9 protein-coding genes, 2 tRNA genes and 3 rRNA genes are annotated in these 17834 nt (G+C 37.3%); 6 read left to right on the top strand and 8 right to left on the bottom strand.

Annotated elements, in window-relative coordinates; all coding sequences use genetic code 11:
- Positions 1 to 39: 39 nt before the first annotated feature.
- Positions 40 to 198, bottom strand: a complete 159-nt coding sequence (locus E0W69_RS00220) for a DUF1328 family protein (protein WP_131328033.1) — start codon at positions 196 to 198, stop codon at positions 40 to 42.
- A gap of 133 nt (positions 199 to 331) precedes the next feature.
- Here E0W69_RS00220 and E0W69_RS00215 point away from each other — a divergent pair, with 133 nt between their 5' ends.
- Together E0W69_RS00215 and E0W69_RS00210 are read left to right on the top strand one after the other, a co-directional pair.
- The gene (locus tag E0W69_RS00215; RefSeq protein ID WP_131328032.1) at positions 332 to 2818 is read left to right on the top strand and encodes a M1 family metallopeptidase; all 2487 of its coding nucleotides are present in this window, start codon (positions 332 to 334) and stop codon (positions 2816 to 2818) included.
- Between the two features lie 131 nt (positions 2819 to 2949).
- Positions 2950 to 3162: a hypothetical protein gene (locus E0W69_RS00210; RefSeq protein ID WP_131328031.1), complete on the top strand. Its 213-nt coding sequence runs from the start codon at positions 2950 to 2952 to the stop codon at positions 3160 to 3162.
- A 240-nt stretch (positions 3163 to 3402) separates the two neighbouring features.
- Here E0W69_RS00210 and rrf read toward each other — a convergent pair.
- The 5 genes from rrf to E0W69_RS00185 form a co-directional block, all read right to left on the bottom strand.
- Positions 3403 to 3516 (bottom strand): 5S ribosomal RNA (gene rrf, locus E0W69_RS00205).
- 108 nt (positions 3517 to 3624) lie between these two features.
- Positions 3625 to 6433, bottom strand: a 23S ribosomal RNA gene (locus tag E0W69_RS00200).
- A 161-nt stretch (positions 6434 to 6594) separates the two neighbouring features.
- A tRNA-Ala gene (locus E0W69_RS00195) sits at positions 6595 to 6668 on the bottom strand.
- A gap of 15 nt (positions 6669 to 6683) precedes the next feature.
- Positions 6684 to 6757, bottom strand: a tRNA-Ile gene (locus E0W69_RS00190).
- 148 nt (positions 6758 to 6905) lie between these two features.
- Positions 6906 to 8426: ribosomal RNA gene (locus tag E0W69_RS00185) — 16S ribosomal RNA — on the bottom strand.
- The 16S, 23S and 5S rRNA genes sit together here with 2 tRNA genes alongside, the layout of an rRNA operon.
- Positions 8427 to 9405: 979 nt before the next feature.
- Between E0W69_RS00185 and E0W69_RS20365 the strand changes: the two genes are divergently transcribed.
- From E0W69_RS20365 to E0W69_RS00165, 4 genes are all read left to right on the top strand, one after another.
- A complete protein-coding gene (locus E0W69_RS20365; protein WP_191967916.1) occupies positions 9406 to 9960 on the top strand; it encodes a histidine kinase in 555 nt (184 codons plus the stop codon).
- A gap of 238 nt (positions 9961 to 10198) precedes the next feature.
- On the top strand, positions 10199 to 11050 hold the full coding sequence (locus E0W69_RS00175) for a sensor histidine kinase (RefSeq protein ID WP_191967915.1): 852 nt from the start codon (positions 10199 to 10201) through the stop codon (positions 11048 to 11050).
- Entirely contained in the window at positions 11047 to 11760 is a 714-nt protein-coding gene (locus E0W69_RS00170; RefSeq protein ID WP_131328028.1) for a LytR/AlgR family response regulator transcription factor, read from the top strand. The genes E0W69_RS00175 and E0W69_RS00170 overlap by 4 nt, the downstream gene beginning before the upstream one ends.
- Positions 11761 to 12057: 297 nt before the next feature.
- On the top strand, positions 12058 to 13158 hold the full coding sequence (locus E0W69_RS00165) for an NADH:flavin oxidoreductase (RefSeq protein WP_131328027.1): 1101 nt from the start codon (positions 12058 to 12060) through the stop codon (positions 13156 to 13158).
- Positions 13159 to 13227: 69 nt separating this feature from the next.
- Here the strand turns inward: E0W69_RS00165 and E0W69_RS00160 are convergent, their stop codons facing one another.
- On the bottom strand, positions 13228 to 15468 hold the full coding sequence (locus E0W69_RS00160) for a GH92 family glycosyl hydrolase (RefSeq protein ID WP_225321347.1): 2241 nt from the start codon (positions 15466 to 15468) through the stop codon (positions 13228 to 13230).
- Between the two features lie 56 nt (positions 15469 to 15524).
- On the bottom strand, positions 15525 to 17822 hold the full coding sequence (locus tag E0W69_RS00155; RefSeq protein ID WP_225321346.1) for a GH92 family glycosyl hydrolase: 2298 nt from the start codon (positions 17820 to 17822) through the stop codon (positions 15525 to 15527).
- Between the last annotated feature and the right edge of the window lie 12 nt (positions 17823 to 17834).

Here is a 17834-nt window from a genome sequence, read left to right as displayed (position 1 = left end):
AAATTTACATTCCCGTTTTTCATTGTATACATCACGAGATTAAGACTTCCTTCCCGTAATTAAAGAGATAACAAATAGTACTAAAAATACAAAAAACAAAATTCTAGCGATTCCTGTCGCACTTGCTGCGATACCGCCAAATCCAAAAATTGCCGCGATAATTGCAATAATAAGAAAAGTTACTGCCCACTTTAACATAGCGTTTCATTTAAGGTTAAAAAACAATACAATCTCAGTACTAATTTAAACAATAATAATACCATTCATATATTAATGAAAAAAAATAATTGTTGATATTATACATTTGTCTAATAATTAACGTCTATTTAATATGAAAAGTTTTATTCTCGCTAGTGCAGCGATACTTCTTTCCTCGGTTGTCATGGCCCAGGATCAAGAAGCTATTGTAGTAAATACCCAATCCAATAATTGGAAAAAAGATTACCGTGCATCAGCGACCAAGATCAATGACCTAATTCACACAAAATTGGAAGTCACGCCCGATTACAACAAATGTTTTCTTTATGGAAAAGAATGGGTAAGCCTTCATCCTCATTTTTATCCTACCGATAGTTTGTCTTTAGACGCTAAAGGAATGCAGATCAATGAAGTCGCTATCGTTAAAAATGGAAAAAAAACACCGTTGAAATATGACTATTCAGATAGTATGGTGTTGAATATTCATTTGGATAAAACCTACAAAAGCAATGAAACTTATTTAATCTATATCGATTACGTTTCTCGACCTAATCTATACAAAGGTCAAGGAAGTGCCGCCATCACAGATGCAAAAGGTCTATATTTTATCAATCCTGATGGAAAAGATAAAAATAAACCGATCCAACTATGGACGCAAGGCGAAACAGAAGGTAGTAGCGTATGGTTTCCTACTATTGACAAACCAGATCAAAAAACTACGGAAGAAATTATTTTAACTATTCCGAAAAAATTCAATACGTACGTCTCTCTTTCTAATGGAGCGTTAATCAGCTCTAAGAAAAATGCAGATGGGACAAGAACGGATCATTGGAAAATGGATTTACCTCATGCTCCATACTTATTTTTCTTTGGAGTAGGTGATTATTCCGTGACTAAAGATAAATACAAGGGTAAAGAAGTTAACTATTATGTGGAACCTGCATATGCGTCTGTTGCTAGAAAAATTTATGGAAACACCCCAGAAATGATGGCTTTCTATAGTCGTATTTTAGGTGTAGAATTCCCTTGGAATAAATATAGTCAAATGACCGCTAGAGACTATGTAAGCGGCGCGATGGAAAATACGACAGCAACTTTACATACTGATGCCGTACAACAAAATGCACGTGAATTGACAGACGGCAACAAATATGAAGAATATGTAGCGCATGAACTATTTCATCAATGGTTTGGAGACTATGTAACTTGCGAAAGTTGGAGTAATCTTACAGTAAATGAAAGTTTTGCCAATTATAGTGAAACACTTTGGAATACGTATAAATATGGTAAAGATGCTGGAGATAAGCAAAACTATGATGACATGCAAGGTTATCTTCGAAGCAATAGTTTTGATTTAGATTTAGTCCGCTTCTACTATAAGACTAGAGAAGATATGTTCGATGCGGTAAGCTATAACAAAGGCGGACGTATATTGCACATGCTACATCATTATTTAGGAGATTCTGCATTTTACAAATCATTGAATACCTATTTGGTCGAACATAAATTTGGAACTGGAGAAGCACATCAATTACGCATTGCATTTGAAAAAGTGACTGGTCAAGATTTGAATTGGTATTGGAACCAATGGTATTTTGGATATGGAAATCCTGTGGTAGATATCTCTTATGGATATGATGATTCAAAAAAAGAATCAACAGTTACGATACACCAAACGCAAAAAGAACATGCATTTATTCTTCCTATAGATATTGATATTTATACAAACGGCACGAAAAAACGTTATACAGTTTGGACAAAAGATACATTGGACAATTTCACATTTCCAGTAACTCAAAAACCAGATTTAATCAATGTTGATGGGGACAAAATACTTCTTTGGGATAAACAAGACAATAAATCATTAGCAGAATATGCGTATCAATATACCCATGGAGGTAACTATGTAGACAGAAGAGAAGCTGTAGAATTTGCTAGCTCTCAATTAGACAAACCCGAAGCCTTAGCTATTATAATGCTAGGCTTGAATGACAAATTTTATGATATACGTGATATAGCATTAAAATCATTAAGCAACACCCCCGTACCTCCATCTCCAGATTTAATTCAAAAAATTGAATCTATGGCAAAGACAGACCCTAAACGTCCAGTAAGAGCAGAGGCAATAGCATATTTGGGATTATTAAAAAATCCACAGTACAAGTCGATGTTTGTAGCAGATACAAAAGATAGTTCATATTCTGTAGCTGGAAATGCCTTGATGGCATTGGCGAGATTGGATAAAGATACCGCTTTAACTATGTTACCTGAACTTAGCAAAGATGCAAAGGGAAATTTATCCGAAGTGATTTCCAATCTTAGCATATTTACATTTGACGATACACAATTTGATAGTTTGTATACTGAATTGAAAAATATGAATTTATATAAAGGAGTAACTCCAACAATCAACTTCATCCAATATTTGAATAATGTAAAAAATACAGACAATTTCAAAAAAGGAGTTGATCTAGTTATTGAAAAAAGAAAGATATACGAACCTTTATCTAAACAAGTAGCAGAAGTAATTACATCTCAATTACAACAATTAGCACAAGCCAAAAGTAGTACTACTTCAACAAAAGAACAAGGAGATTATATTATTGAAAAATTAAAATAATTCAATATCAATTTTCATTGAAAAAGCTATTGCTAATGCAATAGCTTTTTTAGTATTACAAATTATTAAAAAAATGCACTAAAGGAAAATTATTGTTTGTATACCAAATATACCTATCACATAAAAAATTATTGTCCCAGACAATAGCAAGCTATAAACTAGCCAATAAAATAGGATTACAAGATTCACAACAGCAAGAGTTTATCCAATTATTATTTGAGAGTCAACGACTAGAATACATCAGAATACATTTAGAAAAACTGTTACCTGTAGTAGAAGCTATTCAACGTTCCGAACTATTTACTAAAAACAATAAAATATTTAAAGAATATTCGGGGATCTAATAAAGATAAAAGGCAGACTAAAGTCCATCTTTAGCCTGCCTTTTATTAATTATTTTAAATAAGCAAGAATAACTATACCATTTTAAGTATATATTTAAATAGTGTTATTAATTATATAATAAAAATATAGGGATATTTTACTTCTAGTATTCGAGTACAATACTTTTACCGACAAAGATGGGGGAAATATGTATAAAACAAAACAGCCGTTGAGATTACTCACAACGGCTGTTAAAATAAATATGGCAGTTACCTACTCTCCCAGGGACAAGGCCCAAGTACCATCGGCCATAAGGGGCTTAACTTCTCTGTTCGGTATGGGAAGAGGTGAACACCCTTGGTAAGACCACCATAAAAAGGTTATACTTCGTAAATCATAAATTATAATTTATTATAATCCTTAATTCATAACTACTCCATATTTAATATCGTGACATATTGAAAAACTACTCTCTTTTTAATTTTATAAAGCTTACGGGCTATTAGTACTGCTCAGCTAAGATGTTACCACCTGTACACCTGCAGCCTATCAACGTAGTCGTCTCCTACGACCCTTAACAGTAAACTCATCTTGAGATAGGTTTCACGCTTAGATGCTTTCAGCGTTTATCCTGTCTGTACATAGCTACCCAGCAATGCAATTGGCATCACAACTGGTACACCAGCGGTACATACGCTCCGGTCCTCTCGTACTAAGAGCATGTTCCCTCAATTTACTTGCGCCCACCACAGATAGGGACCGAACTGTCTTGCGACGTTCTGAACCCAGTTCGCGTGCCACTTTAATCGGCGAACAGCCGAACCCTTGGGACCTTCTCCAGCCCCAGGATGTGACGAACCGACATCGAGGTGCCAAACCTTACCGTCGATATGAGCTCTTGGGTAAGATCAGCCTGTTATCCCCGGAGTACCTTTTATCCTTTGAGCGATGGCCCTTCCATACAGAACCACCGGATCACTTTAGCCGACTTTCGTCCCTGTTCGACGTGTCTGTCTCACAGTCAAGCACCCTTATACCAATATGCTCTGCGTACGATTACCAACCGTACTGAGGGTACCTTTGCAAGCCTCCGTTACTTTTTAGGAGGCGACCACCCCAGTCAAACTACCCGCCATACAATGTCCCCAATCGCATTGGGTTAGGTCCTAAACAACAGAAGGTTGGTATTTCAACAGTGACTCCCCGACTCCTGGCGAAGCCGGCTCATAGTCTCCCAACTATCCTACACATCGGTTGTTCAAGATCAATGTAAAGCTGTAGTGAAGGTTCACGGGGTCTTTCCGTCCCGTGGCGGGTAACCGGCATCTTCACCGATACTACAATTTCACCGGGCTCGTGGAGGAGACAGTGTGCAACTCATTAGACCATTCGTGCAGGTCGGAACTTACCCGACAAGGAATTTCGCTACCTTAGGACCGTTATAGTTACGGCCGCCGTTTACTGGGGCTTCAGTCAGAAGCTTTGGATTACTCCGAACATCCTTCCTTAACCTTCCAGCACCGGGCAGGCATCAGGCTCTATACTTCATCTTTCGATTTCGCAGGGCCCTGTGTTTTTGTTAAACAGTTGGTCGCACCATTTTATTGAAACCACATTGCTGTGGTACGCTTTATCCCGAAGTTACAGCGTTAATTTGCCTAGTTCCTTCTCCACGGCTCACCCGAGCGCCTTAGAATACTCTTCCCATCCACCTGTGTCGGTTTACGGTACCAGCCGCTATACTCGCTTTTCTTGGAACCTTCTCCCCTTCTTCACTTTGTCCGTAGACTCCGTTCAACGCACTATTCCGTAAGTACGTAGAAAGCTTGAAGATCCGTCACTTTTAATGTATAGCAGGTTCAGGAATATTAACCTGATTGCCATCAGCTTCCCCTTTCGGGTACACCTAAGGACTGGACTAACCCTGATCCGATTAACGTTGATCAGGAACCCTTGGATTTTCGGCGTTAAAGTTTTTCACTTTAATTATCGTTACTTATACCTACATTTTCTTTTGAAATCGCTCCACCATACGTCGCCATACGGCTTCGGTGCAATTTCAATGCTCCCCTACCAATGATACACTTAAGTGTACTATTACAGAGCTTCGGTTCATGGTTTGATACCCGATCATTTTCCGTGCAGAATCTCTCGACCAGTGAGCTGTTACGCACTCTTTAAATGAATGGCTGCTTCCGAGCAAACATCCTGGCTGTCCTAGAAATTCCACCTCGTTTGTTTAACTTAACCATGTATTGGGGACCTTAGCTGCTGTTCTGGGTTATTTCCCTCTCGGCCCTGCACCTTAGCGCACAAAGCCTCACTGCTGCAGATATTTGTTAGCATTCGGAGTTTGTCAGGATTTGGCAGGCGGTGAAGCCCCCTAGTCCAATCAGTAGCTCTACCTCTAACAAAATTCTTAATGCAACGCTGTTCCTAAAAACATTTCGGGGAGAACGAGCTATCTCTCAGTTTGATTGGCCTTTCACCCCTATCCACACGTCATCCCAAGACTTTTCAACGTCAACGGGTTCGGTCCTCCAGTTTGTGTTACCAAACCTTCAACCTGCACATGGATAGATCACAAAGTTTCGCGTCTACACCTACTGACTATGCGCCCTATTCGGACTCGCTTTCGCTACGGCTCCATTTTTTAAAAACTTAACCTCGCCAGTAAATAGTAACTCGTAGGTTCATTATGCAAAAGGCACGCCGTCACTTCTTGCGAAGCTCCGACCGCTTGTAGGCGTACGGTTTCAGGTACTATTTCACTCCGTTGTTCACGGTTCTTTTCACCTTTCCCTTACGGTACTGGTTCACTATCGGTGTCTGAGGAGTATTTAGCCTTACCAGATGGTGCTGGCAGATTCACACAGGATTCCTCCGGTCCCGCGCTACTCAGGATACTGCTCGTCCTAGTTAATTTCTGTTTACACGGCTTTCACGCTCTGCGGCTTACCTTTCCAGGTAATTCTACTTGATAACTATTTCTAAATGCAGTCCTACAACCCCGATACCGCACGCGGTATCGGTTTGGGCTATTTCCTGTTCGCTCGCCACTACTTGGGAAATCATTTAATTATTTTCTTTTCCTCTCCCTACTTAGATGTTTCAGTTCAGGAGGTTGGCTCTCTTGCGAGTGCTATATCTTCAATATAGCGGGTTGTCCCATTCGGAGATCTTGGGATATAATGCTCGTGTGCAGCTCTCCCAAGCTTTTCGCAGCTTACCACGTCCTTCTTCGCCTCTCAGACCCTAGGCATCCACCATACGCCCTTATTTCACTTTAAATTTCTTTATTTACCCTGTCTAATAGTGTGGTGATCACACTATTAAACAGCATTGATTTCGTTTTCCAATATGTCAAAGATCTTTTGAGTTATAAGTAATAAGTGATGAGTTATAAGTAATTGAATACTTACGACTTAAGACTGACTACTTCTTACTCACTGTGGAGGATAACGGATTCAAACCGTTGACCCCCTGCGTGCAAAGCAGGTGCTCTAGTCAACTGAGCTAATCCCCCGAGTTATTTAACTCGTAGACCCGCCCAGATTTGAACTGGGGACCTCTACATTATCAGTGTAGCGCTCTAACCAACTGAGCTACGAGTCTGTCTATATAGCGACTCTTCGCCCTGAGGCATGAGCTGCATCCCTTACGCCCTTTCTTCTTATCTATAAGAACTTTTCTTCTGTACTCTCGTACAATATTTTTAAAAGACAATAAAACTACTAAATATTAAAAACCTTCGTATCTCTAAAAAGGAGGTATTCCAGCCGCACCTTCCGGTACGGCTACCTTGTTACGACTTAGCCCCAATTACTAGTTTTACCCTAGGCGGATCCTTTCGGTTACCGACTTTAGGTACACCCAGCTTTCATGGCTTGACGGGCGGTGTGTGCAAGGTCCGGGAACGTATTCACCGTAGCATTGCTGATCTACGATTACTAGCGATTCCAGCTTCACGGAGTCGAGTTGCAGACTCCGATCCGAACTGAGATAAGGTTTTTGAGATTCGCGCCTTGTCACCAAGTGGCTGCTCTTTGTCCTTACCATTGTAGTACGTGTGTAGCCCCGGGCATAAAGGCCATGATGATTTGACATCATCCCCTCCTTCCTCGCGCCTTACGGCGGCAGTCTCATTAGAGTGCCCAGCTTAACCTGATGGCAACTAACGATAGGGGTTGCGCTCGTTGCGGGACTTAACCCAACACCTCACGGCACGAGCTGACGACAACCATGCAGCACCTTGTTTCGTGTATATTGCTATAAATAGACCTTTCAATCTACGTCACTCACATTCTAGCCCGGGTAAGGTTCCTCGCGTATCATCGAATTAAACCACATACTCCACCGCTTGTGCGGACCCCCGCCAATTCCTTTGAGTTTCAACCTTGCGGTCGTACTTCCCAGGTGGATTACTTAATGCTTTCGCTCAGACACTTACTATCGTATCGCAAATGTCGAGTAATCATCGTTTAGGGCGTGGACTACCAGGGTATCTAATCCTGTTCGCTACCCACGCTTTCGTGCCTCAGCGTCAATCGTCCTTTAGTCAGCTGCCTTCGCAATCGGTGTTCTATAACATATCTATGCATTTCACCGCTACATGTTATATTCCGCTGACCTCAGCGACATTCAAGATCTATAGTATCAAAGGCAGTTTGTAGGTTAAGCCTACAGATTTCACCTCTGACTTATAAATCCGCCTGCGCACCCTTTAAACCCAGTGAATCCGGATAACGCTTGCACCCTCCGTATTACCGCGGCTGCTGGCACGGAGTTAGCCGGTGCTTATTCTTCTGGTACTGTCAAATATCTTAGAAAAGATGGTTTTCGCCCCAGATAAAAGAAGTTTACAATCCAGAGGACCTTCATCCTTCACGCGGCATGGCTGGTTCAGACTTTCGTCCATTGACCAATATTCCTTACTGCTGCCTCCCGTAGGAGTTGGGCCCGTGTCTCAGTGCCCATGTGGCTGATCATGCTCTCACATCAGCTAATGATCGTGGTCTTGGTGGGCCGTTACCCCGCCAACTAACTAATCATACGCACATCCGTCTTATCCCCTTGCGTTTAATATCCTATTCATGCGAACAAAATATACTATGGAGTATTAATCCGGTTTTCACCGGGCTATCCTCCAGGATAAGGTTGGTTATGTACGTGTTCCGCACCCGTTTGCCGGTCGCCACCATCCGAAGACGTGCTGCCCCTCGACTTGCATGTATTAAGCCTGCCGCTAGCGTTCATCCTGAGCCAGGATCAAACTCTCCATTGTAAATGTTGTTGTTTGACCCGACTAGCTTCTCTCGAAATCTATTCGGTTCTTGTTGTTTTTTCGTTGTACTTCAGGTTCTTTTTACCCTTCGTTTTACTGTCTTTCAAAGATCTTTTAAAACTACTCTCTAGTAATCTTATTGCCAAATGTTAACCTCTCAGCCAATCATCCGTCCCGCTTAGCGGGTTGCAAAGGTAAGTGATTATTTTTATTTAAACAAAATTTATTTTTTATTTATTTTTCTAACTTACTCATTTTCAAGAACTTATCTCGTTATTCGCTTCCGTTTAACGGGTTGCAAAAGTAAATCATATATTTAACTTAAACAAATTTTATTTAAATCTTTTTCTTCACCCTTTCTTAGAACTCTTCCCCCACTTCCGTAAGGGGGCGCAAAAATACAAACTTTTTTCATCTGGCAAAATATTTTGAGAAGTTTTTTCAAAAAATATTAAAAATGCCTTATTAATACCTTCTATCGCCTCCAACCGTTACCAACTATCGGTCATTGTATACCAAATACAGAATTCATTTCATCAATACTTCTCAAATGTTGATATTTGAATATTATATATTAATTATGCTCGACTCACTTGGAAACAATATAACTAGCACGTCTAAAATGAGAAAAATCATTACTCATATCATCCTTTGGGTATTATTTTACTTATTTCTGTTATTCTGGTATTGGAGTTATGTCAATATCCGTTTTAAATATAATCCACAACAAGTAACATATCAATTGAATTTTTTCAGCAAGGACAATATATTGTTTTGCTTGATATTGGATATCTCTACGATGTTAAACTACTACCTGATTATTTATATGTGCGTTCCAATAATAAGGAAGAAAAAATTACTTGGAATATTATACCTTTTAATCATAGTGTTGGCAGGATACATATTTTGCCATTATTGTTTGGAGATATTCTTTTTAAGTTACACTCAAAACGAATATTTTAAAAGCTTTCAAAAAAGGATGTTTGATGGTAAATTCCTTTTTCATATTAAGAATCTCTTTTTTTATTTCAATATATTAATCTACTTTATTGGATTATCAATTACAGCCAAACTCACTAAAGATTATTATCTTTCTGAGAAAGAAACGCGAACATTATCTCAATGGCGTAATCGCTCAGAAATTGATTATTTGAAAAACCAAATACGCCCACATTTTCTTTTCAATGCTTTGAATACAATTTACGGTTTATCTCTACAACAGGAAGACGCAAATGAGAAAATACTTGATTTATCTGAAATATTACGTTACTATGTTTATTCTACACAAAAAATAATTCCAGTAAAGGAATTTACACACATATTAAAAGTCCTCAATACAACTAATTACTTGTCAAACGAAATTAAAACTGAGAACTTCTTAATTGCGAAAAAGGAAACTTTTCCTATTTTAAATTATCTTCTTCAAAATATTAACAAGGATTCCAATATTAAAATTGCTATGACAATGGACCACATTAAATGTTCTATAAACGATACTCACCATTGGAATATTCCTTTAAAAAACGATTATTAATATGGCAATACAACCATACAGCATATATAAAAGTAAAACGCAGCGAATGAGTAGTCATATCGTGATGCTTTTACTAACTTATTTATACTATATGCTTTTCAATAAAATTTATTTTAATGAAAAGCATATAAGTAACTATTTAATTTTTTTTACAATTCTACAATACCTAAGAATAATCTTTTTGTTTTATCTATGTTGTTTTATAATTCAACTATTTAAAGCACAAAAAGGAATTTGGGTGGCAATTCTATTGTTACTTGTATTACCTCTCGACTGGGTTCTCCTATTATCAGTTACTAAAGTTAGTATGTATTTTCATTGGAATAATCCTCAAATCCAAGAGATTTGGGACTTTTATTCGCATACATCACCATATTCCATTGTATATGTGCTTCTTTATCTTTCATCCACTTTTTGGGCAACTATACCACTTATTCTAATTAAAATAGTTATTGAAATTTACCAAAATGCACAAACTCAAAAGCTATTACAAGAAAGAAACAATGAACTTCAATTTGAAAAAGCACAGAGTAATATTCCGTCGGAATGGTTAAGAAAATCATTGGACGAAATCCATGCTAATCTAAAAGAAAACCCACCTGCACAAAAAGCTGTGGAACAACTCTCTCAGTTGCTCAATTTTGCATTTGTAAAATCAAGAGAAAAGAATGTTTTATTAACTGACGAAATTCTATTTTTAAATAATTTCCTCGAATTTGAGCGCATGCGTCATAATCCAGAAAAAGTTTCTATTCAATTTGAGTATACTATAGATACCAATAACGAAAAGTCTATTGCCCCCTTGATCTTTATTAATTTTATAGAAAATGCATTCAAACATGGCGTTAATAGTACAACAAGTCAATCTTGGGTGAAAGTATCCTTAATACAACAGGAAAATGAAATCCATTTCAATGTAAAAAATAGTCTGCCCAATAAAAAAGCAGAACAAACAAATATCAAAGATGTTGGCGGCGTAGGATTAGATAATGTTAGAAAACGTTTAGATTTGGAATATGCCAATAATTACCAATTGAATTTTTCTGCAGAAAATATATTTGAAGTGGACCTTAAAATTAAACTAGCATGAATGTACTTATAGTTGATGATGAACCTATAGCACAACATATTCTCAACGAATTTTGTCAAAAAATACCACTTATAAAATCTATTACTAAGGCGGATAATGCAATTGAGGCATTTGATAAAATTAAATCCATGCATTTTGATTTATTGTTTTTGGATATCCAAATGCCTGAAATGGACGGACTAACATTAGCGAAACTTCTCCCCTCTAAATCGTTGAATATAATATTTACGACGGCATACTCAGAGTATGCACTAGATGCATTTGAATTAAATGTAGTGGATTATCTGATGAAACCATTTTCATTTGAAAGATTTCAGAAAGCAGTTCAAAAAGCGATTGAGAATAGTCATACTAATAAGGACACAATTGAGGATAAAGAGATTACAAGTTCGGATACATTATTTGTAAAAATTGATGGACAATTTAGAAAAATTTCCATCAACGATATTCTCTATTTGGAAGCCCTGAGTGATTATGTAAAAATACATACCTTGAAAAAAGAAAATTTCCTCATATCAACTTCTATGAAAGCAATGGAAGAGCGCTTACCGGCGAAAATGTTTTGCAGGATACACAATTCTTACATCATCGCAGTGAATAAGGTTGAAACTATATTTGGTAATACCGTTGAGCTTTCGGAGCATATTTCCTTACCGATTTCGCGTAGTAGAAAAGAGCAATTATTTACCTTACTTCAGATTACAGATTAGAACATAAATCTACCAAAGCCAAAACTAATTGCCCAAATAATGAGTTGAATTAATAATATTAGTGTCCTTTGAGATAGTATATAAGTGATCATAATTAGTTGTTTTTCTTTCTTCATTACAAAAGTGTAGGATTTTATATTTCGGTAAAAAAGACTTCGATGGTTGGTCAAATATTCCAGTTAGTTGGTCAAAAAAAAGCGGAGATTGGAACAGGTAAATCAATTTTTCAATTATTTAACATCTCATTTCTTTATTTCAATGTTTAAACATTAATTTTGTTTTTATAAAATATACATAATGACAAACAATAGTGCTTTATTTCAATCCTTCAAGTACAAATCACTCGAATTAAAAAATAAAATCGTCATGGCCCCCATGACTAGAAGTTTTTCTCCTAATGGCATTCCTGGTGAGAATGTTGCAGAATATTACGCCAAAAGAGCTGCGGATGAGGTTGGCTTAATCATAACAGAAGGTACCGTAATTGATCGTCCCTATTCTTCAAATGATCCAAACGTTCCACATTTCTTTGGAAATGAAGCCCTTAACGGATGGAAAAATGTAGTTGAAAAAGTACATGATAATGGTGGTAAAATAGCACCTCAACTTTGGCATATGGGTATCGTACCAATGCTAGATAGTTCGCCTACAAATCCCAATTCCGAAGGTCCTTCTGGTTTGTTATTTTCTGATCAGAAAGTTGGAAAAACGATGACAGAGGAAGATATTCAAGATACTATTACAGCATTTGCAAGTGCAGCCAAAGATGCAAAGAAATTAGGATTTGATTTATTGGAAGTTCACGGAGCGCATGGATATTTGATCGATCAATTTTTTTGGGATGGATTGAATCATAGAACGGATAAATGGAATGGACCGACATTAAAAGAGCGTAATCTATTTTCAAAAGAAATAATTAAGGCTATACGCGCCGCAGTGGGACCAGACTATGTGATTGATTTGCGTATTTCCCAATGGAAACAACAAGACTATAAAACACAAATGGCAAAAACACCAAGTGAATTGGAGGATTGGTTGGCCCCATTAGCAGATGCAGGGGTAGATATTTTCCATTGTTCTCAAAGACGTTTCTGGGAGCCTGAATTTGAAAATTCAGATTTGAATTTTGCAGGTTGGGTAAAAAAAGTAACTGGACAGCCTACAATCTCAGTTGGTTCAGTTGGCCTATCTGGAGATTTCTTAGCAGGATTTGCAGGTGAAAAATCCGTGCCAGCGAATTTTGATAAGTTAAATGATATGTTGGAAAAAGGAGAATTTGATTTGATTGCAGTTGGTCGTGCTATATTAGCAAATCCAAATTGGGTAAATAGTATAAAAAGTGGAGACACAACTCAATTGAAAGGTTTTTCAAGAGAATTATTAGGTTCATTAGTGTAATCTGCAATTCCTTAAATGTAAAAAGGCAATACTTATAGTATTGCCTTTTTACATTTAAGGACGATAGGACTACAAGCCCCATGTTTTATTAGGACGATCCCCCATTTCCAAAACAAGTTTACCTCCATTAATTAATTGTGCATGTGTAAAAAACGGTTTATCTAATTTTTTTCCGTTGAAAGTCGCGGATTGGATATATTTATTTCTCGCACTATTATGATTCGCTATCATAGTGAAAGTTTTTCCATTTTCTAATTTGATAGCAACTTTACTAAACACAGGACTTCCAATGGTATATAATGGTTTACCTGGAGTTATAGGATAAAATCCCATAGATGAAAATACAACAAATGCCGACATACCTCCACCATCTTCATCACCCGGAATTCCAAAAATATTATCCCCAAACCAAACATCTAAAAGCAAACGAACACGTTCTTGTGTTTTCCACGGTGCGTCACTATAATTATACAAATAAGGAATTACAAAACTCGGTTCATTTCCCATAGAAAACTGACCGACTAACCCTGTTGCATCGGTAAATTTTACCCAAAACAATTTCTTTTCACGTCCCAAACCTTCTCTGAATAGTTGGTCTAATTGTACATTGAGTTGTTGTTTTCCTCCCATCAATCCAATCAAACCTGGAATATCGTGTTGTACTTGCCACTTGTACGTATATCCATTATTTTCGTCATAATAGTCACGTCCACCGGGACCTCCATCCCATTTAGGATCAATGTCAATCCAATTGCCTTTCGCATCTTTTGGCATGAACATTTGATTTTTAGGATTCCAAAGATTGCGATAATACTGTGCTTTTTTGAATAAAATAGCCGTGTCGCTATACTTACCTAAACTCTTAGCCAACTCTCCTGCCGCCCAATCATCATAGCTTGTACCGAGTGTAATCGCCACCGCTTGACGTTTCTCAAATCCACTCACTTGGTGATACGTTTCTTTTTCATCAGGATGCAAAGCGGGATAAAAACCATTTTTCATATAAAATTTATCCAAATCCATCGCAGGTCCATTTCGCCAAGGTAACATAGTCGCCTCTAAAGAATTTTTCTTCATTCCTTCATACGCCGTATTATAGTCAAAATTGCGCAATCCCTTATTATAAGCATCCAACATTATGACATTGGAATGAAAACCATTCATACAAGCATGGTCTCCATATACTACAGGAAATGTAGGTAACCAACCACTTTGCTCATACATACGCACGTAGGACTGCAACATATCCTGTTCTATAGTTGGTTGCAAAATTGTACGCAATGGATGTAACGCCAAGTACGTATCCCATACCCAATCATCTACATAGAATGGACGCTTATCTTCATGTATTTTATTATCATAGCCACTATAATATTTACCATCTTCTGTAATATTAACCATACGTTCATAACAACGATATAAAGCAGTATAGAAACTACGTTTTTGCGCATCGGAACCGCCACTAACCTCAATTTGACCCATTACTTTCGTCCAAGCGGCTTTTGCACTAGCAACATTCTTTTGAAAGTTTATCGTAGTAGGAAATTCGTCGTTATAGTTTTGTCGAGCTTGTTCTTGACTTACAAAAGAAACTGCGTAACGCATTTCTATCGTATCATTGGAGGCAAACTGACTATAAATTTTCAGATTTTTACCTTCCAATTCGGCAATAGAAGAATGATTTAAACTTTGCGTTTTTGCAGATTGATTAAATTTTGCATATAGAAAAACTTTCACAGGTTGCAAACCATCTTCAGCAGGGAAATATTGCATCCCTTCTATCGTCTGATCATCCACCGATTTCCAGTAAGAATCCATATCATTGAAAGATCCGAATAGCAAGTTTTTAGCACCATTTTTTCCAAATTTAAAACGAAAAGTCCCTGTTTTTTTTCCTGGCGTATAGTCTACAAATAGCTCTTTCTCTGCATCGAAGGTCTGATAGTACCAAGGTTTTTTAATCTCCGTTTGTTGATCATAAGATAATTTATGATTCCAACTATCTTCAACAACAGAACTATCAATATTGGGTAAAATGGAAAACACTTCCCCTAAACGATGTGATACTAACAATAAGGGAAAAGCGCTTATCTGATCATCCAAATAATCTCTACGAATGGGCGTCATTCGCATCATCTGATATGGTTGTTGCATAGTAGGCCTAGTCGGCACTAGTAAATGTCCCACACCTCCAATCTCTGGAGTCACATATTGCAAAGGGCTTTCTGTCTGAGCATTTGAAAATTGCAAAGAGCTCATCAACATTGCAGTAGAAACAAGCCATGATTTTTTAGAAAAAAATGTATTCATATGCATCGATTAAAACAAAGGCTGCCCATCAGGACAGCCTTAAAAAAAATTATAGTTTACTTTTTAGGCTTGTCACTCATTTCAAATTCTAACACTCCACCATTTGTAATATCTCCATGATGGATGAAATATTTGGAAAGTAATTTACCATTCAATTTAACAGATTTTACATAGACATTTTGGTCACTTTGATTTTTGACTTTTATTTCAAATATCTTTCCATTTTCCAAATGTAAAACTGCATTATCAATTGCAGGACTTCCTATCGCATACACATCTGAGCCTGGAGCTATTGGATAAAATCCTAAGGAACTAAAAATATACCAAGCACTCATTTGTCCAGTATCATCATTACCTCCAAGACCAGCAGAACCATTGTGATATTGACTTTTCAAAATCATTCTGATACGTGCTTGACCTTTCCATGGTTGACTTGTATAGTCATACAAATAAGGAACGTGATGGGAAGGCTCATTCCCATGTACATAGTTTCCGATCAAACCATCTTTGGAAATATCTTCTGTATGTTCGAAATATTTATCGGGCAATTCCATAGTGAATAAAGAATCTAAATGCGCTACAAATTTCTTATCACCACCCATCATTTGAATCAATGCCATCGGGTCTTGAGGTACATAGAAACTAAAATTCCAACTATTACCTTCTATAAATCCTTCGCCATCTGTTTCTAAAGGATCAAACTTAGCACGAAAAACGCCAGCCGCAGATTTTGGACGCATAAATCCAATCGATGGATCGTAAACATTTTTATAGTTCATTGCACGTTTCATATAAGTTTGATAGATTGAATCTTTACCTAATTTCTTCGCCATTTGCGCAATACTCCAATCATCAAATGCATATTCCAACGTTGTCGAAACAGAAGTTCCACTATTCTCATCAGGAATATATCCGTATTTTTTGTAGGCTGGAATATTATCATAGTATGGATTATTAGAAGTGGTAATACAAGCAGCCAATGCTTCTTCCGCATCAAAAGTATTGATCCCTTTTACAACGGCATCAGATAACACTGTGACTGCATGATAACCCGTCATACACCAGTTATCATTGGCATAATGTGACCATACTGGTAACATCTTAATACTACTCTGATCATAGTGTGCCAACATAGATTTCATCATATCATTAGCACGATGCGTTTGGATTAAATCCAAAAATGGATGTTGCGCTCTGTACGTATCCCACAACGAAAATGTTGTATAGTTTGTAAAATCATTAGCCTTGTGTATAGCTTGATCATTTCCTTTATATTGCCCATCGCGATCCATATATTCAGTAGGATTGATAAAAGAATGATACATCGCCGTATAGAAATTCACTTTTTCAGAATCATTTGCTGCCTTAATTTCAATTTTGTGTAATTCTTTATTCCAAGCGGCCTGACCATCTTTTTTGATCGCATCAAAATCCCAACCAGGAGCTTCTGCTTTCATATTTTCCAAAGCGCCATCGTAGCTTACAGGCGAAATCGCCATTTTAACGACAATAGATTCTTTATTTTTTGTATCAAAATCAAAATATGCTCTCAAATCATGACCTGACATTTCTGGAAAATTATGATTGATATTGAAACGTCTCCAAAAACCACCATAAGGTTCATTTTTGGAAAAGTTCTTATAACCATAGTTTTTGAATGGTTTTGAAAATTTCATTGCAAAATAAACGGTACGATTCCTCGCCCAGCCATTCGTCTGACGATAACCCACAATCGTACTGTCGTCTAAGACGCGCATATAGGTCCAGACATCTTTTCCTTGATAGTCATAGATATTGTACATCATATCCAAAATAATATGCGCATCACTTGACTGAGGGAAAGTATATCTATGCACTCCTACTCTACTCGTTGACGTCAACTCTGCATCTACATTATAGTCATCCAAATGTACTTTATAGTAGTCTGCTTCAGACACTTCAGTTGCATGGCTAAATGAAGATCGGAAACCGCTTCGAGGCTTCGTCTTTTCACCTGGATTCAATTTTAAAGTACCTACTGTAGGCATCACTAAGAAATCACCCAAATCAGAATGCCCTACACCATTGAAATGTGTATGTGCAAAACCAACGATTGTTTTATCATCGTATTGATAACCAGCACAATATTCATATACTTCTTTTACATATTTGCCATTGACATCATGTGGCAAAGTATCCGTTTCAGGACTCAATTGCACGGAACCAAAAGGGACAGTTGCACCAGGAAAAGTATGTCCCATGCGAGCTGTACCAATTATTGGTTTTACATACTGAACTAAATTGTCTTGGGCTTGAACAAAAGTTGCCATAGGAATTGTTATTCCCATGGCAACCATTACATTTTTAAAATTCAATTTTTAAATATT

Origin of the sequence: Rhizosphaericola mali (genome assembly GCF_004337365.2) — a bacterium.
Lineage (GTDB): Bacteria > Bacteroidota > Bacteroidia > Chitinophagales > Chitinophagaceae > Rhizosphaericola > Rhizosphaericola mali.
This window is presented reverse-complemented; position numbering and strand designations above follow the sequence as displayed.

Bases quoted from the DNA above. Each gene is read 5' to 3' on its own strand.
- E0W69_RS00220 (WP_131328033.1), bottom strand. From the start codon at position 198: ATGTTAAAGTGGGCAGTAACTTTTCTTATTATTGCAATTATCGCGGCA.
- E0W69_RS00215 (WP_131328032.1), top strand. From the start codon at position 332: ATGAAAAGTTTTATTCTCGCTAGTGCAGCGATACTTCTTTCCTCGGTT.
- E0W69_RS20365 (WP_191967916.1), top strand. From the start codon at position 9,406: ATGTTTGATGGTAAATTCCTTTTTCATATTAAGAATCTCTTTTTTTAT.
- E0W69_RS00170 (WP_131328028.1), top strand. From the start codon at position 11,047: ATGAATGTACTTATAGTTGATGATGAACCTATAGCACAACATATTCTC.
- E0W69_RS00165 (WP_131328027.1), top strand. From the start codon at position 12,058: ATGACAAACAATAGTGCTTTATTTCAATCCTTCAAGTACAAATCACTC.
- E0W69_RS00160 (WP_225321347.1), bottom strand. From the start codon at position 15,468: ATGAATACATTTTTTTCTAAAAAATCATGGCTTGTTTCTACTGCAATG.